This is a genomic window from Acinetobacter seohaensis (assembly GCF_056431365.1).
Window position 1 is genome coordinate 82,497 of sequence record NZ_JBWKMK010000022.1, and the last position, 20,369, is coordinate 102,865.

Genomic DNA, 20,369 nt, shown 5'->3' on the forward strand with positions numbered 1-20,369 from the left:
TGACTGCAACTATAAATCGGTATACTTCCATTAACTTTTTCGAGATGTGAATTGTGATGCATTCGTTTTTTCAGGAACTCAAGCAAGGTAGTCAGGCTTTAGGTTTAGAGCTCAGTGATGAGGCTTTAAATTTATTACTCAAATACCAAGATGCTTTGGTGCTATGGAACAAAGCGTACAACCTCACTGCAATTCGTGACCCGAAAGAAATGCTAGTGAAGCATTTGCTAGACAGTCTGAGCATCCTCAAAGATTTGCCTGCAGGTCGTTTACTGGATATTGGTACTGGCGGTGGTATGCCGGGCATGATTATTGCCTTGTGTCAGCCTGAGCGCGATTGCGTGTTATTGGACTCGAATGGTAAAAAGATTCGTTTCTTAAAACAGTTTATTGCCGATTTAAAACTGAAAAACGTCGTGGCAGTTCAGACCCGTGTTGAAAATGAAGACAGCATCCGCGAGTTAGGTCAGTTTGATGTAATTACCAGTCGTGCTTTTGCATCTTTAACTGACTTTGTAGCCGCGTCAAAACCATTTATGCATGAGCAAAGTATTATTGCATCTATGAAAGGTTTGATTCCTGCCGATGAAGTAGAGGCATTGAAAGATGAATTCAGCTGTGAAATTATCGAGCTTAAAGTTCCGCGCTTAGACGAACAACGTCATTTACTTTTATTAAAACGTATCTAATTTTCAAAGGACTGGGGTGATCATGGCACAAATTATTGCGATTGCGAACCAAAAAGGTGGTGTCGGAAAAACCACAACCGCAGTAAATTTGGCAGCATCTTTGGCTGTTTTGAAAAAGCGCATTTTATTGGTCGATATGGACTCACAAGGCAATGCCACCATGGGTTCAGGCATTCAAAAAAATGATTTGCTGTATTCAGTGACCGATGTATTGTTGGGCGAAGTGCCGATTGAAACTGCAATTAGCAAGGCAGAAGTTGGTTATAAAGTTTTGGGTGCCAATCGTGATTTGGCTGGGGTTGAATTGGTGATTGCTGAGCAAGAGGGGCGTGAGTTTATTTTGCGCAATGCCTTGCAAGAAGTTGCCAAAGACTTTGATTATATTATTGTCGACTGTGCACCAAGTTTAAGCTTAATTACAGTAAACGCTTTAGCAGCAGTGCAAAGTGTAATCATTCCAATGCAGTGCGAATATTATGCACTTGAAGGTTTGGCTGACCTGACGCAAACCATTGACCGTATTCAACAAGCACTCAATCCTGATTTAGAAATTATTGGTGTATTACGCACCATGTATGATGCGCGCAATGCCTTAACCCGTGACGTGTCTGAAGAATTATCGCACTATTTTGGTAAAAAATTATACGATACCGTGATTCCGCGTAATGTACGCTTGGCAGAAGCACCCGCACACGGTTTACCCGTCATTTATTTTGAAAAAAGCTCGAAGGGTGCAGTTGCCTACCTGAATTTAGCAGCTGAAATGTTGAAAAAAAGCAAAGTGAAAAAAGGAAGTAAAGCATGACCACAAAAAAACGCGGATTAGCCAAAGGTCGTGGTTTGGATGCCTTATTGGGGTCAATCCAGAAAGAAAAATTACAACTTGAAGTGCAATCTTTAGATCATGGTCAGCTCAAACAAATTGATGTCAATTTATTAAAACGTGGTGAATATCAACCGCGTCGTTTTATTCAAGAACAAGATTTGCAGGAACTGGCGGCATCTATTGAAAAACATGGTGTAATGCAGCCAATTGTGATTCGTCCTATTGATGACGAACTACATCCTTATGAAATTATTGCAGGTGAACGTCGCTGGCGTGCTGCACAGTTGGCTGGTTTAACTGAAATTCCAGCAATTGTGCGTGATTTGACCGATCAGGTCGCGATTGCTTTGGCATTAATTGAAAACATTCAGCGCCAAGATCTTAATCCGATTGATCAGGCAATGGCGCTGCAACGCTTTCACGATGAGTTTGGCTTGAGTCATCAAGAAATTGCCGAAACAGTAGGTAAAGCACGTACCACGGTCAGTAATTTATTGCGTTTACTCACTTTGGCTGAGCCTGTTAAAGAGTTGATGCAGCAAGGCTTGCTAGATATGGGTCATGCACGTGCTATTTTAACTTTGAAAGCTAAAGATCAGCTCAAAGTCGCGCAGCATGTAATTGAAAAGAATTTATCGGTACGTCAAACCGAACAGTTGGTACGTGACTTTAATGCGCCAAAACAAGAAAAGCCGAAAACGGCTATTGCGCCTGATATTCAACAACTCACGCAACGTCTTTCTGAGCGTTTTAGTGCAGATGTTAAAATTGATTATAACAAGCAAGGTAAGGGCAAATTGACCATCAGTTATCACTCTCTGGAAGAGCTGGATGGTATTTTAAATATTTGCCTGTCCGATTAATTTTAATTCGTATTTTATTGGGGAAAAGCGAATGTGGGAATTGGTAAAAGCAGGTGGCTGGCTGATGCTGCCGTTGGTGTTGTGCTCGGTATTTACCGTTGCAATTACCATTGAGCGTTTTATGCGTTTAAAGAGAGCAGGTATTTTGCCCAATGCGTTGTTGCTCAACCGCGGGCAAAGTTTAGCGACTGTGTTGCAACAACTGAATCAAAGTGCCAACTTAAAAAACAGTACATTAGGCCGTATTTTTGAGGCGGGTGCGCGTAACAAACAACAATCAGAACACTATGCGCGTGCACAAATGGAAGCGACAGCTTCACAAGAAATTGGTTATTTAGAAAAAAATATCAACTTCTTGGGTACGCTCAGTGCAGTTGCGCCATTATTGGGTTTATTGGGTACAGTGCTTGGGATTATTGAATCATTTTTAGTGATTGATGTGGGTGCAAGTAATCCAACCTTAATGATTCCAGGGATTTCTAAAGCCTTAATTACCACTGCTGCAGGTATGTTAATTGCAATTCCAGCCTTATTTGCCTATCGTTATTTTCAGCGTTTGGTGCAAGAATATACTGCTGAGTTAGAGCAGCAAGCGACTTTGTTTCACGCAGGATTATTTCATCAGAGTCAACCTCATCAGCTTGATGCGGATGTGCAAGATGTGAAAAAAGTAAGCTAAGGTGAGTTTATGAAATTCAAACGCTCGCAAGTTGAAGATATTCATATTAACCTGACCCCAATGATTGACTGTTTGCTGTTCATCTTGGTGTTTTTGTTGCTTTCGACCACATTTAACCAATTTAGCCGTATGAATTTAACTTTGCCAGATGCGCAAGGTGTACCACCAAAATCTTATGAACATAAAATTGAAGTGGTGGTAGATTCTTCAGGGCATTATTCTGTCAATGGTCAGGCACTTTCGACTAAGGAAGTGGCAGATTTAAGCACAGCAATTAAACAAATTTCTCAAGATCGACGTGATTTAATGTTTATCATTGCTGCAGATGCCAAAGCCACTCATCAAGATGTGATTCGAGTGATGGATATCGCAGGACAACTTGGTTTCGTCAACATCAATATCAGTACGAAAGTCCCAACTCGAGGTTATTAGTGAAGAAGGATTTACAGGTCTATCGCCGTCTTCTGAGATATTTGCTCCCATTTTGGGGCTTAGCAATCTTGGTGATTATCGGTTTCGCCATTAATGCAGCCACAGAAGTATCTGTGGCAAAACTCTTGGAAAAAATTATTAATGCCATTCAGGAGCGTGACCAATCTTTCACCACACTATTTCCGCTATTAGTCATTGCACTGATGTTTTTCCGTGGTTTGGGAACTTTTATTGGCGGTTACTATACCGCAGTGATTTCACGTAATTTGGTATTCAATATCCGTCAGGAAGTCTTTGCTAAATTGCTGCGTTTACCTGCACAGTATTACTTAGATAATACCAGTGGGCACATTACTGCCAAAATTATGTATAACGTAGAGCAGTTGACCGCTGCATCTACAGAATCGCTGCGTACATTGGTACAACAGGGTTTGATTACACTCGGCTTGCTCGGCTATTTGCTGTATACCAACTGGCGTTTGACCTTATGTATATTGGTATTTGGCCCATTAATTGGCTTGCTGATTCGTAAAGCTGCAAAACGCATGCGTCGTTTATCTATTCAAGTACAAGACACCATGGGGGATGTAAACCACGTGGTGCAAGAAACGGTGAATGGTAATTTGGTCGTCAAAGGTTTTGGTGGTCAGACCTATGAACAAAGCCGATTTAAAGAAAACTCTTTAGAAAACCTGCGTCGTGGTTTAAAGATGGTGGCAGTGCAGCAATTGAACAGCCCTGTGGTGCAGTTCATTATGTCCATTGCTTTGGCAATTATTATCTGGATTGCCTTACGCCCAGAAATTCTACGTGATATTTCAGCAGGCGAGTTTGTAGCCTACATTACTGCCGCAGGTATGTTGAGCAAACCAATTAAAGCCCTTACCGATATTAATGAAAAATTACAACGCGGTTTGGCAGCGGCGCATTCGGTTTTTGAATTGCTCGATATGCCTGAAGAAGATAATCACGGGACGCTTACACCAGACTTAAAAGGTAATTTGCAATTTAAGAATGTGAATTTGGTGTATTCCGATGGGCATCATGCCATTCATGATTTTAATCTGGATGTCAAAGCAGGTGAAACTGTGGCTTTAGTTGGGCGTTCAGGTGCGGGTAAAACCTCATTGGTCAATCTGTTGGTACGTTTTCAGGAAGTATCTTCAGGGCAAATTTTGTTTGATCAGCAGGATATTCGTGACATTGAGCTGAATAGCCTGCGTTCACAAATTGCTATGGTCAATCAGCAAGTGGTATTGTTTAACCGTACGGTGCGTGAAAATATTGCCTATGGTCAGCTTGAAGGTGCGAGTGATGAAGCAGTGATTGCTGCAGCCAAAGCGGCTTATGCACATGACTTTATTATGGCTTTACCGCAAGGCTACGACACAGCATTAGGTGCGCAAGGCTTGAATTTGTCGGGTGGTCAGCGACAACGTATTGCCATTGCACGTGCAATCTTAAAAAATGCACCAATTTTAATTTTAGATGAAGCCACCAGTGCTTTAGACAATGAATCTGAATACTTTATTCAACGTGCATTTGATGCGGCTATGCAAGACCGTACCACCATTGTCATTGCACACCGTTTATCTACCATCGAAAATGCTGACCGTATTGTAGTGATGGATCAGGGACGTATTTTAGAACAAGGTACTCATCAGGAACTCATGGCGCAAAAAGGCGCGTACTTTCAGTTGCATCAGCGTAACTTCGAGGAACATTAACTCATGGCTTTGGCACAATTTATTCAGGACGCTTGGCAGCAACAAGCCAAATGGCTGGTTGTGCTTAGGCCCTTGTCTTTATTGTACCGTGGCGTGAGTTTGCTCAATCAAAACTTATATCGTTCAGGTATTAAAACCGCTTATACCGCGCCCGTACCTGTGATGGTGATTGGCAATATTACTGTGGGTGGCAGCGGCAAAACCCCTTTGCTGATTCACTTGGTCAAATATCTACAAAGTTTAGATGTTCGTGTTGGCGTGATTAGCCGTGGTTATGGCGGAAAAGGCCCATTTCCAGCCTATGTCAGCATTGACGCTAATGTTGACGTAGTGGGCGATGAACCGACTTTGATTGTGCAATCTACAGGCGTACCGATGGCTGTGGGGCCAAATCGTCAAAAAAGTATTGAATTGTTACTTGCACAGCATGAATTGGATTTAATTATTAGTGATGATGGTTTGCAGCATTTGGCTTTAAACCGTCAATTGGAATGGATTGTTTTAGATAATAATCGTGGTTTGGGTAACGAGAAAATATTGCCCGAAGGTTATTTGCGTGAACCAAAATCTCGATTAGAGCATGCCACGGTGATTGAACATGCAGCGCAACCGAGTTCTGAATTAAATATGCATTTGGCCGTTGCAGCGCCATACTTATTGCATCCCGCACAAGAATTAATTTTTGATCCGACCCAAAATTTTTATGCTGTCGTGGGCATTGGCTTTCCTGAGCGGTTTTATAAAACTTTAGAGTCGATGGGTGTGACCCAATTTCAATGCCATGAGTTTCCAGACCACCATGACTATGAAATTACCGATTTGCAGTTTGAAGATTCGCAACCGATTATTACCACAGAAAAAGATGCAGTAAAGTTATTGCCTCTGTTAAAACAATATCCAGATTTTCAGCGTGAAATTTGGGTTGTACCTGTAGATGCAGTATTGTCATTGGCCTGCTATGTCACCTTACATCAACAATTGAAACAATTGGGTTTAAACCTGCCTGAAAGACCATGATAAGGAAAATTATGAAGCACATTGTTATCCCTGCACGTTATGCCAGTTCACGCCTGCCAGGCAAACCTTTACTGGAAATTCATGGTCGTGCCATGATTTTACATGTGGTTGATCAGGCAAAAAAAGTGGCAGGTTTTGATGACTTGTGTGTGGCGACCGATGATGCTCGTATTGCAGAATTATGCCGTGCCGAAGGCGTAGATGTAGTGCTGACTTCGGCAGACCATCCATCAGGTACAGATCGTTTAAGTGAAGTGGCGCGCATTAAAGGTTGGGATAAAAACGATATTATCGTCAATGTGCAGGGCGATGAGCCACTTTTGCCTGCGCAATTGGTGCAACAAGTGGCGCAGTTGTTAGAAGCTCAACCTGAATGCTCGATGTCTACGCTATGTGAGCCGATTCAGCAACTAGATGAATTTACTCGCGACAGCATTGTTAAAGTGGTCATGTCTAAACACAACCAGGCTTTGTATTTTAGCCGTGCCACGATTCCTTATGACCGCGATGGTGCGAAAGCAGCGACACCACAATTGCATGCACATGCGTATCGCCATTTAGGTTTGTATGCGTACCGTGTGGAATTGCTGCAAGAATATGTGACTTGGGAAATGGGAACATTGGAAAAGCTGGAAAGCCTAGAGCAATTGCGTGTCTTGGAAAATGGACATCGTATTGCCATTGCAGTTGCAGAAGCCAATTTACCACCGGGTGTAGATACCCAAGCAGACTTAGACCGTTTAAATGCAATGGATATTGCCCATTTTGAGTAAGTGAATCACCGACCATGCAACGTGATGTAATTGGACAAGTATATCCTTGGCAGCAACAAGTTTGGGAAAACCTGACAGGGCGATTTCCCAAAATGGGGCATGGTTTATTGTTTTTTGGCAAACAGGGTTGTGGTAAAGAAGCCTTTGCACAGCAATTTGTGGCTTGGATTTTATGCCAACAGCGTGATGTGCAGTCACAGCCTTGTGGTGAATGTAGCAGTTGTCAGTGGTTAAAATCAGATACACATCCGAATTATGTCTATATCAGCACCGATGAAGAGAATAAAAAGCAAAACGCGAAAATTAAGATCGAGAAGATCCGTGATTTATTACCTTTTGTCCAGCAAACGGTAGATGGCTGGCGGGTAATTGTGATTGAACCTGCTGAAGCCTTAAATATTGCATCTTCCAATGCGTTGCTGAAAACCCTCGAAGAACCGGGTGATCGCATCGTGATTATTTCGCTGGCAGATCATTATCTTAAATTACCTGCAACCATTCGTAGCCGTTTGCAGCATTTTGCTTTAGACCGTATTGATGCTGCACAGGCTACGGCATATTTGCAGCAGCATTTGCCCGATTTAGATGCGAACAAACAGCAATTGTTGATGAATTTGTCTAATCAAATGCCATTGCAGGCTTTGCAGTTGGCACAGGCAGAATGGCTGGAACAGCGTACAGATTTTCTGAAAGACTGGTATAAACTGGTGACGCAAAAAAATATGCCGATGGCAATCGCAACCAAGTGGAACAAGGCGCTGAGCTTTACTGATTTTAGTCAGATGTTTGAATACTTGTTGTGTGATTTAATTTGTGTCAAGCTAAATCAAAGTATTAAAAATTTGGATTTAAGCACCGCTTTGCAGCATTTGGCTGAACAATATGACTTAGAAAGTCTGTTTGGTTTATATGCAGAATTACAGCAAGCCAAGCCAATGCTTGAGCAAAACGTGCAAAGTAATCTAGTGCTTGATCAATTATGTATTAAGTTGATGAATATTTAAGGGGAACATGATGCAACCACGTATGGGCGGTATTATTCAGGCCAATATTCCTGATGTCGAAACGCTATATTTAAGTTATATGCCATACGTTGTGGGCGGTGGCTTATTTGTACCCTCAAAACAACCTGTAAAAATGGGTGAAGAAATCTTCGTGCTTGCAACTTTGCCTGAACAATCACAAAAAATTCCACTTACAGGAAAAGTCATCTGGATTTCGCAAAAGCAAAACGGCATCAAATTGCAGGGCTTTGGCATTCAACTGAGCGGTGAAAAAGGCGTTTATTACAAATCTGAAGCCGAAAGAATCCTTGCGGGGCTTAAGTCTGACAACCGTAACAGTTACACTATGTAGGTTGTTTGCTTTTAGGAAAAAATCGTGTTTGTAGATACACATTGTCATTTAACGATGTTGGATTTAAGCCCTTATGATGGTGACTTAGATGCAGCAATTGCACAGGCACGCCTAGCGGGTGTGTCTAAAATTATGGGTATCTCTGTCGATTTAGACGATCATATTGCATTGTCAAAAATTGCAGCACGCCATGCCGATGTTGGTTATAGCGTGGGTGTGCATCCTTGTGAAAATGCTGAAAATATGGCGCGTGCCACCACCGAGCAACTGATTGCTTTAGCACAAGCAGACAAAGTCTGGGCTTTGGGCGAAACAGGTCTAGACTATTTTCACAGTACCGATTTTGTTGCGGAGCAAAAAGCCTGTTTTGCGCGCCATATTCATGCCTCGCAAGCTGTGAAGAAACCAGTTGTAGTGCATACCCGCGCTGCCAAGCAAGATACGGTGGATATTATCCGTGCTGAAAAATCGACCCATGGCGTTTTGCATTGCTTTACTGAAGATTGGGCAACAGCCAAAGCGGTGCTAGATTGCGGTTATTATGTGTCATTTTCGGGCATTGTTTCTTTTAAAAATGCACAAGATTTACGTGATGTGGCCAAACAAGTGCCTTTAGATCGTGTGCTTATTGAAACAGACAGCCCATATTTGGCACCTGTGCCATATCGCGGTAAGACAAATGAGCCAAAATACGTTCCGTATGTAGCCAAAGCCCTAAGTGATGTATATGATAAGTCCTTAGAGGAAATGGCTTTCATAACAACACAAAACTTTGAAAACCTGCTCAAAGGACATTAATTTGCATAGTGGAATGATGCAAAAATTTAATGTTCTGGTGATATTAAAAATTTCCATTGATTGAATAGTGAAAAGAGAGTTTATCGGGTGAAGATGGATCGTCAGGCTCAGTTTCGAGCAAGAGAAACGTTAATTTTCCAAGTGGCAGAGCAGTTGCTTTTGGAAAATGGTGAAGCAGGAATGACCCTTGATGCTTTGGCAGCAGAACTGGATTTGGCCAAAGGTACTCTATATAAACACTTTCAAAGTAAAGATGAACTATATATGTTGCTTATTATTCGTAATGAGCGCATGTTGCTAGAAATGATTAAAGATGCGGAAAAACAGTTTCCTGAACATCTAGCATTTTTTATGCTGCATCACTTACATCATCCTGAACGTACTGTGCTTTTTCATCAAATTGAAGAACGCCTTTCTACAACGGGTGTTGGCATTGGCTTGTTGTTTAGTGAACTATATCAGGTTCGTAAAAGCCGATTACGCATCATTATCCGTATGACTGAACAATATTTGGAATCTATTAATAGTCACATGGAAGTGCGTGATTATCTGGCTTCAATTTGGGCACTTACGCATGGTGCGGCAGCCATTTTAAACTCAAGTTTCTATCAGCGTTATTTAGGTTCCCGGGATACTTTACGTGTGGCCTATATCGATCAAGCGTTGGCGATGCCCAAACAAGCACAATCTTTCGAGCAATTGAATTAATACGCTATGAACACACCACTATCTTCGGTTCGCGGTTTTACGCTCATTGAATTGATGGTGGTGATAGTCATTATGGCGATTATGGCATCGCTGGTTTTAATGAATATCGGTGGTGTTGATCAGCGTAAAGCTATGCAGGCGCGGGAAGTGTTTTTATTGGATTTGCGTAAGCTGAATCGTGAAGCCAATGATCAAGCGCGTATTTTTGCACTCAATTTGCATCAAGCAACCGATGTTTCGCCTGCGCGTTATGATGTGTTGGAATATCAGCCTTATGCCACAGAACAACAATTAAGCCTACAAAATAATCAAAAATGGCAAAGCTATAGCGAATTTAAAAGAAGAACTTTACCTGAACAAGTTTCTATCCAAATTTTATCTTTAGAACAAAGCTATCCAAATGCTAACAACAGTGAGTTGTTGCAAGGTAATGTGCCTGCACTGATTTGGCTGGGCAATGGTGAAGCCAAACCTGTGCGTATTCAGTTCTATTTAGAACAGCGTCCTGTGGGTGCGGAAATAGAGGTCGATCATTTAGGAAAAATCCATGAAAGCTAAAGGATTTACACTACTTGAAGTTATGGTGGCTTTGGCAATTTTTGCAACAGCAGCTATGGCAATGACCAAAGTGGCGATGCAATATACCCAATCCACCGCCAATGCCATTTTAAGAACCAAAGCACAATTTGTGGCTTTGAATGAAGTGGCATTGATGGAAATGAATCGGCAATGGTTAAGTGGAACAGAGTCGAAGCAAGTGACCCAACAAGGCGAAACATGGCAAATTGACAAGTCTACACAGCCAACCATTAGCCCAAATGTGCAACGTGTCGATCTTCAAATCAGTTTGTACAATCAAGACACGGGACAAGTTGAAGCAGGCGTGACTTCTTTGGTGTTTTTTAATGCCCGTGAGCAGCAATCATGAGTACAAAGAAAGGCTTCACTTTAGTTGAGTTGCTAGTCGCTATTGCAATTTTTGCAGTGCTGTCTGCTTTGGGTTGGAAAGTATTTGATTATCTCGCCAAAGTCAAAGACCGCAATGCGATGCATGAGGCCAATTTAGAGCAGTTGCAAGAAAGCTATCAACAAATTTTACGTGACACGATGCAGGCTGTTCCATTAACGGCCAATGTTAAAGGGCAGCAACAACCTGCTTTAGTTTTACAAAATGGACGCTTTAATTTCAGTAAAACAGGGGTGACCGATCCTTTGCAGCAGGGTATTTCACCCCATGAGCGTGTTGAATATCAATATCGTGCCGATGAAAAAAAATTGTATCGTTTAAAATATCGTAATTTGCATCAAACGGGCAATGATCAGCCTGAGTCGAGCGTGATGTTGGATGAAGTCGAAGCCTTTGAGATTATGGTATTGAATCCAAATGAATTAAGTAGTTGGCCTGAAAGCAGTATTGATACTCAGCAAACTGAACAATTAAGGCTACTCCCGAAAGGAATAAAAATAAATTTAACCGTGCGTGACGTGCAATATGAATGGATATTTAGCTTATTGCAGACTGATTTTTTAAAGAAGAAAGACAATTAAAGGCACAATGGCAATGTATTCAAAATCGACTCAGCGCATAGGCAGCATCATCAAGTCACAACAAGGCATTGCCTTGATTACGATTTTGATGTTGGTTGCCTTAGCTACGATTTTGGCAGCGACCATTGCCAAGCGGCAAATGTACACCAGTGAAAATACCGCCTATTTGATGCGTCAAAATCAGGCATTGTTATATACCAAAAGTGCTGAAGTATTTTTTGCAGAATTACTGCAAGATGATGCTGAAAATGCAGGTCAAGTCGATCACTTGCAAGAAAGTTGGGCAAAACCGATGCCGCCATTTCCAGTCGAAGATGGTTATGTATCGGGCGTGTTGCAAGATGAGTCAGGGAAATTTAATCTAAATAGTTTGCTGACAACCGAAGATCAAGTAAACGAAAAAGCAAAAAAATATTTTGAAAAATTATTGCAGCGTGTTGGGCTACCTGCGCAATTAAGTGAAGCTGTGATTGATTGGCAAGATGCAGATGATGAACCGAGTGGTGCCATGGGTGCAGAGTCGAGTTATTACCAAGGTTTGCCAATTCCTTATTTACCACCCAATAGCTTGTTTCATAGTGCGGAAGAATTAAAACAAGTCCGTGGTTTTGAAGGTGCGAAGTATCAGCAAATTGCACCTTATGTGAGTGCCTTGCCAAAACGAGATACCACTATCAATATTAATACCGCACCTGCTTTAGTTTTGGCGAGCTTTGATGAAAAATTGGATGTGGTTGCTGTGCAAAATCTACTTGATCGTCGTAATGCCAATTTAGAGCACTTTAGCAATGTAAATGCTTTGTGGGAGTTAGATGGCTTTCAAGCTGTCGATAGCGCGATACGCAATGAATTTACAAGTTTATTGGGTGTGCAATCCCATTATTTTAAAGCCAAAATTGAAGTGGTATTGGGCGAACGCAAACGTCAATTTAGCAGTGATTTGGTGCGTAGCGAAAAATCTGTCAATGTCAGTGGGCGAAGTCTGGCGCCATTTTAAGTATTAGCATTAACCTTGACTTAGTTGCTGTTATTCGGATGCAAATGCATTGCATATCTGTACTGAAACTGATCATTACGATTTTTGTCTGGCAATCTGCGGGCTAAAATTGGCTTATTGTTCACGTTTTGCATTATAATTAAAAAGAATATCCCCCAAATATTTTGATGACGTTAAGACCCATGTTAATTCGAAAGTTATTTAAGTTTGAAAATGCGCATATTGTGCGTAATTGCACTTCAGACCGCTGTAAGCGCTCGATTCATGGTCATAGCTATAAAGTAGAATTATTACTGAAAGCTTCAAAACTTGATCATGGACAAATGGTGTATGACTTTGGTTTGCTTAAAGGTGTAATCAAAGAATTATTTGATGCCTTCGATCATGCCATTTGTTTTTGGGAGCAGGATGACCCTGCATATATTCAAGCCTGCAAAACGTTCAGCGCACGTTGGGTATCTTTACCAGTATCGCCATCAGCAGAGCAGTTTTCACGTATTTTCTTTTATTTGGCACAACAAGTTTTGGCATCAACCATCACACAAAATGGGGAAGGTGATGTAGAGGTCTATTCTGTGATTGTACATGAAACTGATACAGGCTATGCACAAAGCTTTTTGGAAGATATTGAAAATGCGCAGATGGGATTGCTAAGTCTGGATCAAATTCATTTCTCTGAGCAAGTACAGACAGAATGGTCAGACCCACAAATGTATGAAAAATTAAAACAGGGGATGACATTCCAAAACCCGAATGTCGAGTTACAAGTTAAACTTTAAATCACATCATTAGACATCAACAAGGATTGATAGCGGTATGTCTTTTACTGAGCAGCAATATGCGAGCTTAAATAAAGTTCAGTTAGATGAGAGTTGGAAATACAATCTAGCTGAATTTTTATTGAGTCCACAAATGGATGCGCTACGCGGTTTTTTGTTGCAGGAAAAACAACAGAATAAGGTGATTTATCCACCAAGTTCACTGATATTTAATGCTCTAAATACCACGCCTTTAGATCAGGTGAAAGTCGTGATTATTGGGCAAGACCCTTATCATGGACCTAATCAGGCACATGGACTTAGTTTTTCTGTACAAAGAGGGGTTGCATTGCCACCATCTTTGCGTAATATTTTCCATGAGTTACATACAGATTTAGGTGTGCCTATTCCAAGACACGGTGATTTAACGCATTGGGCAGAGCAAGGGGTATTGCTGCTCAACAGCGTGTTAACGGTAGAAGCAGGACAACCAACCTCGCACCAAAAGCAGGGTTGGGAAGATTTTACAGATCATGTGATTGATGTGTTAAATCAACAACGTGAGCATATTGTGTTTATTTTGTGGGGCGCGTATGCACAACGTAAAGGACAACGTATAGATCCAAATAAACATCTGATTTTGAAGGCAGCGCATCCATCCCCATTGGCAGCAAACCGCGGTGGTTTTTTTGGATGTAAAGTATTTTCAAAATCAAATAATTATCTTAAACAAAATGGCATTGAGCCTATAGACTGGCAGCTGGACGCATGACACATTCTCCCATTTCTAAAGAATATCATTCGGATTTAATTGTCGAAGAAGCAAATAACGGTTGGCGCATTGTACGTTTGAATCGCCCAAAATCTTTGCATGCTTTAGATGAATCTATTGTTTCTGCATTATTGGCAGTATTTGAAGACTTTCATACCGATGATAGCGTAAAAGCAATTTGGCTAGATTCGACCACACCAAAAGCATTTTGTGCAGGCGGTGATGTGCGTAAATTACGTCAGCTTGTCATTAATGATGAGGTTGCAACTGCCAATAAATTCTTTGAGCAAGAATATGCGTTGGACTTGTTGCTACATAACTATGCCAAGCCTGTTTTAGTGTGGGGTGAAGGTTATGTCATGGGTGGTGGCTTAGGTCTATTTATGGCTGCACCATTCCGTTTGGTGACACCGTATTCACGTTTAGCTATGCCAGAAATTAACATTGGTTTATACCCAGATGTAGGGGCAACTCGTTTCTTGGCTGACCGTGGTGCGATTGGCTTGTTCACAGGTTTAACGGGTTCAATTATGACTGCTGCAGGTGCGTATGGTATTGGTTGGGCAACCCATATTTGTGATGCACAACGCGCTTCTGTATTAGAAAAAGTCATTAATATTGACTGGAATCATTACCCTGCAGGTGACTTCCGTGCCATTGATGATACCTTGAACAGCATGCACCGTCCTGTAGGGCCTGGGCCGCTACAGAATTCTTTGGATATGATTCAAAGCGTGTGCCGTGGTGTGAGTTTTGAAAGTGATTATGAATCCATCATTGGTCTAAGCGATGCACGTAGCGATTGGTTACGTCAAGCCAGTGAAAACTTGCAAAAAGGTTCACCAACTACAGCAGCTTTAACGTGGTTACTATGGCAATGGGGTAAGAAGGTTCACGCTTGGAATGAAGTGTTTGAACTGGAAACGCAAATTTCAGACTGGAAAATTCGCCACGCAGATTTTGTCGAAGGTGTGCGCGCACGTTTGGTCGATAAAGACCTTGCACCAGCTTGGCAGCAAAATGGGCCAGTGCAGCTCAAAACCATTTTTGCAGACAATCCACCTGTGACGAGCATTGAAAGCTGGAATGAGTTATTGAAACAATACGAGATTATTTAATTCGTATTGATTTTTACTCATATTTAAATGTCAGAACAGAACTATAGTGATGAAGACTGGATGCAGCTTGCCTATGCGCAGGCTGCTTTGGCTGCAGCACAGGGGGAAATTCCTGTGGGGGCTGTCATCGTTAGTCAAAATCAAGTGATTGGCGCGGGTTATAACGCGCCTATTTCCTTACACGACGCAACCGCACATGCCGAAATTGTGGCAATCCGTGCAGCATGTGATCATATTCAAAATTATCGTTTACCTGAAGATGCCACGCTTTATGTCACACTGGAGCCTTGTACCATGTGTGTGGGGGCGCTCATTCACGCGCGAATTAAACGAGTAGTGTTTGGAGCAACTGAACCCAAAGCTGGCTCATTGATCAGTGCCAGAAAGCTTTTAGAGTCGGGTTATTACAATCATATTTTTGAGTATCAATCAGGTTGTTTAGAGCAGCAATGTTCAGCCCAGTTGAGTGATTTTTTTAAGATGCGCCGTGCGCAAAAGAAACAACAAAAGCAGCAATAGTTGATAAATGACCTCCATGATCAAAACCAGTTCTGAGTTTTAGGCTTGATTTGCGTTAAACTAAATCAAACACAACATAGCATTCATCATCAGGGCAAACCATGCACGCTATTCAAATTAAAAAAGAATTTAATGCGCCAGTTGCGCAAGTATTTGAATTACTTTCTAAACATGCAACTTATAATATTGCATTTGCACCAATGCAAGTGGTGCGCATTAAAGACTCTGCTGACCCTGAACGTCCAGATGGTGTAGGTTCGGTGCGTCGTATGGGGATTGGGCCAATTAAACCTTTGCAAGAGCAAATTACCGTGCTTGAACCGAATCAGCGGATTGAATATAAAATCATTAAAAATCCATTGATCAAACATCATTTGGGTACACTTGAATTTCAGCAAGTGGCGGATAACAAAACCTTAGTCACGTATCGCATTGAGTTACAAGTACGTGTTCCATTTGTGAGTAAAATTATTCTCGCTCAGTTGAAAACTGCAATTAAAATTGGTTTATCCAAACTTGCAAAATCTCTTTAATCATTTTGGAAACATCATGACGGTTCAAATTATTACCATTGATGGCCCTAGCGGTTCAGGTAAAGGCACACTCGCGGCAAAATTGGCAGCATATTATCAGTTTCATTTACTCGACTCTGGTGCGTTGTATCGTTTGTTGGGTTTGGCGTTACATAAGCAGAATTTGCTAGATCAACTTGATACTGAACTGAGTCAATGCGTTGCCATTGCAACACAGCTCAATATTCAATTTGTGACCCAGCCAGATGGCACACAAGTGTTGCTTGATGGTGAAGATGTCACGCAAACCATACGTACCGAACGTGTGGGGGAATATGCCTCAAAAGTTGCGGCAGTACCTGAATTGCGCACAGCATTACTTGCACGTCAGCATGCCTTTGCCCAAGCACCAGGCTTGGTTGCAGATGGACGCGATATGGCGACCAGTATTTTTCCAAATGCGCAGGCTAAAATTTATTTAACTGCTTCGGCAGAGTCGCGTGCACAAAGACGAGTAAAACAGTTGCAGGGTATGGGGCTGGATGCTAAAATAAGCGACATTTTAGCGAATATACAGGCTCGCGACAAACGAGACATGGAGCGCACAGTTGCTCCGCTCAAGCCCGCAGAAGATGCTTACATCATTGATAGTTCTGAGTTGAACATTGATGAAGTGTTTGCATTAATGACGGCTTATGTCGATCAGAAGCTTGCTATTTGCCGCGCTTAACCGCGTGAAATAAACCTATTCAGCGAACGCATAGCTTGATCAGTTCTATACGGACTATGTAGACGCTTAACTAAACCGGCCTTGTCTGATCCAAGACCGCTGACTTTATCAGGTATATCATGACCGAATCTTTTGCAGCCCTCTTTGAAGAAAGCGAATTAAACCTCAACGTTGAAAAGGGTGCTGTCATCCAAGGCGTTGTAGTAAGCATCGACTCTGACTGGGTAACAGTTGATACTGGCCTTAAATCAGAAGGCGTTGTTGACCGCGCTGAATTCTTAAACGAACAACGCGAACTTGAAGTTCAAGTTGGTGACACCGTTGATGTTGTTGTTGAAGCACTTGACAACGGTATGGGCCAAACTGTTTTATCACGTGAAAAAGCGAAACGTGCTGAAACTTGGACTAAACTTGAAAAAATCTTTGAAGACGGCGAAATCGTTACTGGTGTTATCTCTGGTAAAGTTAAAGGCGGTTTCACTGTAGACATCGGTCCAGTTCGTGCGTTCTTACCAGGTTCTTTGGTAGACACTCGTCCTATCCGTGACACAACTCACCTTGAAGGTAAAGAGTTAGAGTTCAAAGTTATCAAACTTGATGCTAAACGTAACAACGTTGTTGTATCTCGTCGTGCAGTTATGGAAGCTGAATCTTCAGCTGACCGTGAAGCGCTTCTTGCTCAGCTTGAAGAAGGTCAAACTGTTACTGGTACGATTAAGAACCTTACTGACTACGGTGCATTCGTTGACCTTGGCGGTATTGACGGTCTTCTTCACATCACTGACATGGCTTGGAAACGTATCAAGCATCCATCAGAAGTGGTTGAAGTGGGTCAAGAAGTTACTGTTAAAGTACTTAAATTTGACAAAGAGCGTAACCGCGTATCTTTAGGTCTTAAGCAATTAGGCGAAGATCCATGGTTAGCGATCATGAGCCGTTATCCTAAAGGTTCTATCGTTAAAGCTCGCGTAACAAACTTAACTGACTACGGCTGTTTCGCAGAAATCGCTGAAGGCGTTGAAGGTTTAGTACACGTTTCAGAAATGGACCACACTAACAAAAACATCCACCCATCTAAAGTTGTTCAGATTGGTGACGAAGTTGACGTTATGGTTCTTGAAGTGGACGAAGAGCGTCGTCGTATTTCTCTTGGTATCAAACAAACTCGTGCTAACCCATGGGAAGAGTTTGCTAAGAACCACGACAAAGGTGAAAAAGTTTCAGGTACAATCAAGTCAATCACTGACTTCGGTATCTTCATCGGTTTACCAGGCGGTATCGATGGCCTAGTTCACTTGTCTGACATTTCTTGGAACGAGCAAGGCGAAGAAGCTATTCGTCGTTACAAGAAAGGTGACACTGTTGAAGCGGTTATCCTTTCTGTAGACGCTGAAGGCAACCGTATCAGCCTTGGTATCAAGCAATTGAACAGCGATCCATTCAACGATTTCTTAGCTGCTAACGAACGTGGTGCTTTGGTTAAAGGTACTGTAACTGCTGTTGATGCTCGTGGCGCAACTGTTAAGTTAGCTCACGAAGTTGAAGCAACACTTAAAGCATCTGAAATCAACCGTGATCGCGTTGAAGATGCAACTAAGTTCTTGGAAGTTGGTCAAGAAGTTGAAGCGAAAATCATCAACGTAGACCGTAAATCTCGCTCTATCAACTTGTCTATCAAAGCGAAAGACGAAGCTGAAGAGAAAGAAGCTGTTGCTAACTTGAAAACTGCAACTAGCGGTCAAGACAATGGTCCTAAGACAATTGGTGACTTGATCAAAGCTCAAATGGGCAACTAAGTTGCGGGTAAACTGTATGGTTAATGTAAATTAGCACATACTTTTTACACAAATACTGTAAACGGTAGCGTAGTATTCAATTATTACGCTACCGTTTTGTATTTAAACAGGTTATTATCAGTTTAGGTAAAAGTAGCTTGATAATTAAAGAGGTCGCAGATGACTACTGAAGCACTTAATAAGTCTGACTTGATAGAACGAATTGCTTTGAAAAATCCACATTTGGCTGAGCCATTGGTGGAAGAAGCTGTGAAGATCATGATTGATCAAATGATTGCATCACTATCGGCAGATAACCGAATTGAAATTCGTGGATTCGGTAGTTTTGCATTGCATCACCGTGAACCACGTGTAGGTCGTAACCCAAAAACAGGTAAGTCTGTAGAAGTTGCGGCTAAAGCTGTACCGCACTTTAAACCGGGTAAAGCACTACGTGATGCAGTAAACGAGTCTGTAAATAAATAAAATTCCTAGGGGGGTTTATGCGTTACGTTCTAGTCGCTATTTTAGTTATTCTATTTGGATATTCTCTGGCATTGGTTTTGCAAAACGGCACTGAACTTTCAGTTGACCTGTTATTTACTCAAGTGCCTGCAATGCGTTTGGGTCTATTGCTACTGATTACATTGGCACTTGGTTTGGTGCTAGGGTTATTGTTGGGCGTGCAGGTTTTCCGTGTATTCCAAAATAGTTGGGAAATTAAGCGACTACGTAAAGATATTGAATACCTACGCAAAGAGCAAATTCATGCAGCTCAACTGGCTGCTGCTGAAGCTGCTGCGCATACTCGTCATGAAAAAACGGTATTAGATGTGCATACTGAAGATCGTTCTTCTAATGCACTTTAATTTGCTCTGTTGAGCGAATTGATCATCAACACCTCAAGGTTATCTTGGGGTGTTTTTTTATGTGTGCCTTTGACGAATGGCTGATTATCGCTGCGATGGGGGATAAGCTGTCTTTTTGACTATCTGCTTGGCACGAATCACTTTATAATAGCGACTCTTTGTCAAATCCATAGGTAATTCTCTTGAGTATCATTGTTGCCCTCGATGCTAAAAGCCAATATGACGCCTTAACCATTGCAGAACAATTAGACCCTGCATTATGTCGAGTAAAAGTTGGTAAAGAGTTATTTACCCATGAAGGTCCTGCAGTCGTGAAAGCCTTGCATGACAAAGGTTTTGAGGTTTTTCTAGATTTGAAATTTCACGATATTCCAAATACAACGGCTCAGGCTGTATGTGCTGCAGCAGATTTAGGCGTATGGATGGTCAACGTGCATGCCTCAGGTGGTCGTAAAATGATGGAAACCTGTGTGGAGCGTTTAAAAGCAGGGAATTATCAGACTCAACTGATTGCAGTGACTGTACTAACCTCTATGGGGCGTGAAGATTTAAAAGATTTAGGTTTAGATATTGAGCCTTTTGAGCAAGTTCAGCGTTTAGCTAAACTCACTCAAGAAAGTGGTTTAGATGGTGTGGTGTGTTCTGCGCAAGAAGCCAAAATGTTGCGTGAAATCTTAGGGCAGGATTTTGCCTTAGTAACTCCAGGGATTCGTCCTGAAGGCTCAAATGCCGATGATCAAAAACGTATTGTGACTCCCAAACAAGCTATGCTGGATGGTTCTACGCATTTGGTGATTGGTCGTCCAATTACAAAATCTGAAAATCCACGTCAGACTTTGAAAGATATTTTAGCGACGCTTTAATTTTACTATCGCTGACTCTCTAAAAGGGAGATAAGCCCTC

26 protein-coding genes are annotated in these 20,369 nt (G+C 41.8%); all 26 read left to right on the forward strand.

Annotation, left to right across the window (positions count from 1 at the left end):
- The first annotated feature begins 56 nt into the window (after nucleotides 1–56).
- On the forward strand, nucleotides 57–689 hold the full coding sequence (gene rsmG, locus AC07E5_RS03840; RefSeq protein WP_131261485.1) for a 16S rRNA (guanine(527)-N(7))-methyltransferase RsmG: 633 nt from the start codon (nucleotides 57–59) through the stop codon (nucleotides 687–689).
- A 22-nt stretch (nucleotides 690–711) separates the two neighbouring features.
- Nucleotides 712–1,494 carry a ParA family protein gene (locus AC07E5_RS03845; protein ID WP_096901175.1) on the forward strand — a complete coding sequence of 261 codons (783 nt, stop codon included), beginning with the start codon at nucleotides 712–714 and terminating at the stop codon, nucleotides 1,492–1,494.
- Complete coding sequence (locus tag AC07E5_RS03850) at nucleotides 1,491–2,378, forward strand: ParB/RepB/Spo0J family partition protein (protein ID WP_131261484.1); 888 nt, start codon at nucleotides 1,491–1,493, stop codon at nucleotides 2,376–2,378. Before AC07E5_RS03845 ends, AC07E5_RS03850 begins: the two co-directional genes overlap by 4 nt.
- 31 nt (nucleotides 2,379–2,409) lie before the next feature.
- Nucleotides 2,410–3,057, forward strand: coding sequence for a MotA/TolQ/ExbB proton channel family protein (locus AC07E5_RS03855; protein ID WP_004976814.1), 648 nt, complete (start codon nucleotides 2,410–2,412; stop codon nucleotides 3,055–3,057).
- Nucleotides 3,058–3,066: 9 nt separating this feature from the next.
- Nucleotides 3,067–3,489: an ExbD/TolR family protein gene (locus AC07E5_RS03860; RefSeq protein WP_178318409.1), complete on the forward strand. Its 423-nt coding sequence runs from the start codon at nucleotides 3,067–3,069 to the stop codon at nucleotides 3,487–3,489.
- On the forward strand, nucleotides 3,489–5,216 hold the full coding sequence (gene msbA / locus AC07E5_RS03865; RefSeq protein ID WP_178318410.1) for a lipid A export permease/ATP-binding protein MsbA: 1,728 nt from the start codon (nucleotides 3,489–3,491) through the stop codon (nucleotides 5,214–5,216). The genes AC07E5_RS03860 and msbA overlap by 1 nt, the downstream gene beginning before the upstream one ends.
- A 3-nt stretch (nucleotides 5,217–5,219) precedes the next feature.
- Entirely contained in the window at nucleotides 5,220–6,233 is a 1,014-nt protein-coding gene (gene lpxK, locus AC07E5_RS03870) for a tetraacyldisaccharide 4'-kinase (RefSeq protein ID WP_178318411.1), read from the forward strand.
- 11 nt (nucleotides 6,234–6,244) lie between these two features.
- Nucleotides 6,245–7,006: a 3-deoxy-manno-octulosonate cytidylyltransferase gene (gene kdsB, locus AC07E5_RS03875; RefSeq protein WP_498624646.1), complete on the forward strand. Its 762-nt coding sequence runs from the start codon at nucleotides 6,245–6,247 to the stop codon at nucleotides 7,004–7,006.
- A gap of 14 nt (nucleotides 7,007–7,020) precedes the next feature.
- Nucleotides 7,021–8,010 (forward strand): DNA polymerase III delta subunit-related protein, encoded by a 990-nt coding sequence (locus AC07E5_RS03880; protein ID WP_178318412.1) that lies wholly within the window; start codon nucleotides 7,021–7,023, stop codon nucleotides 8,008–8,010.
- 10 nt (nucleotides 8,011–8,020) lie between these two features.
- Nucleotides 8,021–8,362, forward strand: a complete 342-nt coding sequence (locus AC07E5_RS03885; RefSeq protein ID WP_026438361.1) for a PilZ domain-containing protein — start codon at nucleotides 8,021–8,023, stop codon at nucleotides 8,360–8,362.
- A 24-nt stretch (nucleotides 8,363–8,386) separates the two neighbouring features.
- Nucleotides 8,387–9,160, forward strand: a complete 774-nt coding sequence (locus AC07E5_RS03890) for a TatD family hydrolase (RefSeq protein ID WP_004976800.1) — start codon at nucleotides 8,387–8,389, stop codon at nucleotides 9,158–9,160.
- A gap of 93 nt (nucleotides 9,161–9,253) precedes the next feature.
- A complete protein-coding gene (locus AC07E5_RS03895; protein WP_004976797.1) occupies nucleotides 9,254–9,868 on the forward strand; it encodes a TetR/AcrR family transcriptional regulator in 615 nt (204 codons plus the stop codon).
- 6 nt (nucleotides 9,869–9,874) lie between these two features.
- Nucleotides 9,875–10,426: a prepilin-type N-terminal cleavage/methylation domain-containing protein gene (locus AC07E5_RS03900; protein ID WP_178318413.1), complete on the forward strand. Its 552-nt coding sequence runs from the start codon at nucleotides 9,875–9,877 to the stop codon at nucleotides 10,424–10,426.
- Nucleotides 10,416–10,796 (forward strand): type II secretion system minor pseudopilin GspI, encoded by a 381-nt coding sequence (gene gspI / locus AC07E5_RS03905; protein ID WP_004976793.1) that lies wholly within the window; start codon nucleotides 10,416–10,418, stop codon nucleotides 10,794–10,796. The genes AC07E5_RS03900 and gspI overlap by 11 nt, the downstream gene beginning before the upstream one ends.
- Nucleotides 10,793–11,416: a type II secretion system minor pseudopilin GspJ gene (gene gspJ, locus AC07E5_RS03910; RefSeq protein ID WP_498624649.1), complete on the forward strand. Its 624-nt coding sequence runs from the start codon at nucleotides 10,793–10,795 to the stop codon at nucleotides 11,414–11,416. Before gspI ends, gspJ begins: the two co-directional genes overlap by 4 nt.
- A 13-nt stretch (nucleotides 11,417–11,429) precedes the next feature.
- Nucleotides 11,430–12,413, forward strand: a complete 984-nt coding sequence (gene gspK, locus AC07E5_RS03915) for a type II secretion system minor pseudopilin GspK (RefSeq protein ID WP_278517462.1) — start codon at nucleotides 11,430–11,432, stop codon at nucleotides 12,411–12,413.
- A 182-nt stretch (nucleotides 12,414–12,595) separates the two neighbouring features.
- Nucleotides 12,596–13,192 (forward strand): 6-pyruvoyl trahydropterin synthase family protein, encoded by a 597-nt coding sequence (locus tag AC07E5_RS03920; RefSeq protein ID WP_104851897.1) that lies wholly within the window; start codon nucleotides 12,596–12,598, stop codon nucleotides 13,190–13,192.
- A gap of 37 nt (nucleotides 13,193–13,229) precedes the next feature.
- Nucleotides 13,230–13,943, forward strand: coding sequence for a uracil-DNA glycosylase (ung, locus tag AC07E5_RS03925; RefSeq protein WP_278517459.1), 714 nt, complete (start codon nucleotides 13,230–13,232; stop codon nucleotides 13,941–13,943).
- Nucleotides 13,940–15,061, forward strand: coding sequence for an enoyl-CoA hydratase/isomerase family protein (locus tag AC07E5_RS03930; protein ID WP_498624651.1), 1,122 nt, complete (start codon nucleotides 13,940–13,942; stop codon nucleotides 15,059–15,061). Before ung ends, AC07E5_RS03930 begins: the two co-directional genes overlap by 4 nt.
- Before the next feature lie 27 nt (nucleotides 15,062–15,088).
- Nucleotides 15,089–15,580 carry a tRNA adenosine(34) deaminase TadA gene (tadA, locus tag AC07E5_RS03935; protein WP_004976782.1) on the forward strand — a complete coding sequence of 164 codons (492 nt, stop codon included), beginning with the start codon at nucleotides 15,089–15,091 and terminating at the stop codon, nucleotides 15,578–15,580.
- 101 nt (nucleotides 15,581–15,681) lie between these two features.
- Nucleotides 15,682–16,113, forward strand: a complete 432-nt coding sequence (locus AC07E5_RS03940; RefSeq protein ID WP_278517456.1) for an SRPBCC family protein — start codon at nucleotides 15,682–15,684, stop codon at nucleotides 16,111–16,113.
- 16 nt (nucleotides 16,114–16,129) lie between these two features.
- The gene (gene cmk / locus AC07E5_RS03945) at nucleotides 16,130–16,822 is read left to right on the forward strand and encodes a (d)CMP kinase (protein ID WP_154320795.1); all 693 of its coding nucleotides are present in this window, start codon (nucleotides 16,130–16,132) and stop codon (nucleotides 16,820–16,822) included.
- A gap of 119 nt (nucleotides 16,823–16,941) precedes the next feature.
- Complete coding sequence (gene rpsA, locus AC07E5_RS03950) at nucleotides 16,942–18,618, forward strand: 30S ribosomal protein S1 (RefSeq protein WP_278517454.1); 1,677 nt, start codon at nucleotides 16,942–16,944, stop codon at nucleotides 18,616–18,618.
- A 159-nt stretch (nucleotides 18,619–18,777) separates the two neighbouring features.
- Nucleotides 18,778–19,083, forward strand: a complete 306-nt coding sequence (locus tag AC07E5_RS03955) for an integration host factor subunit beta (RefSeq protein ID WP_004976773.1) — start codon at nucleotides 18,778–18,780, stop codon at nucleotides 19,081–19,083.
- 17 nt (nucleotides 19,084–19,100) lie between these two features.
- On the forward strand, nucleotides 19,101–19,466 hold the full coding sequence (locus AC07E5_RS03960) for a lipopolysaccharide assembly protein LapA domain-containing protein (RefSeq protein ID WP_004976771.1): 366 nt from the start codon (nucleotides 19,101–19,103) through the stop codon (nucleotides 19,464–19,466).
- A gap of 182 nt (nucleotides 19,467–19,648) precedes the next feature.
- Nucleotides 19,649–20,329 carry an orotidine-5'-phosphate decarboxylase gene (pyrF, locus tag AC07E5_RS03965; protein WP_019836519.1) on the forward strand — a complete coding sequence of 227 codons (681 nt, stop codon included), beginning with the start codon at nucleotides 19,649–19,651 and terminating at the stop codon, nucleotides 20,327–20,329.
- Nucleotides 20,330–20,369: the final 40 nt, after the last annotated feature.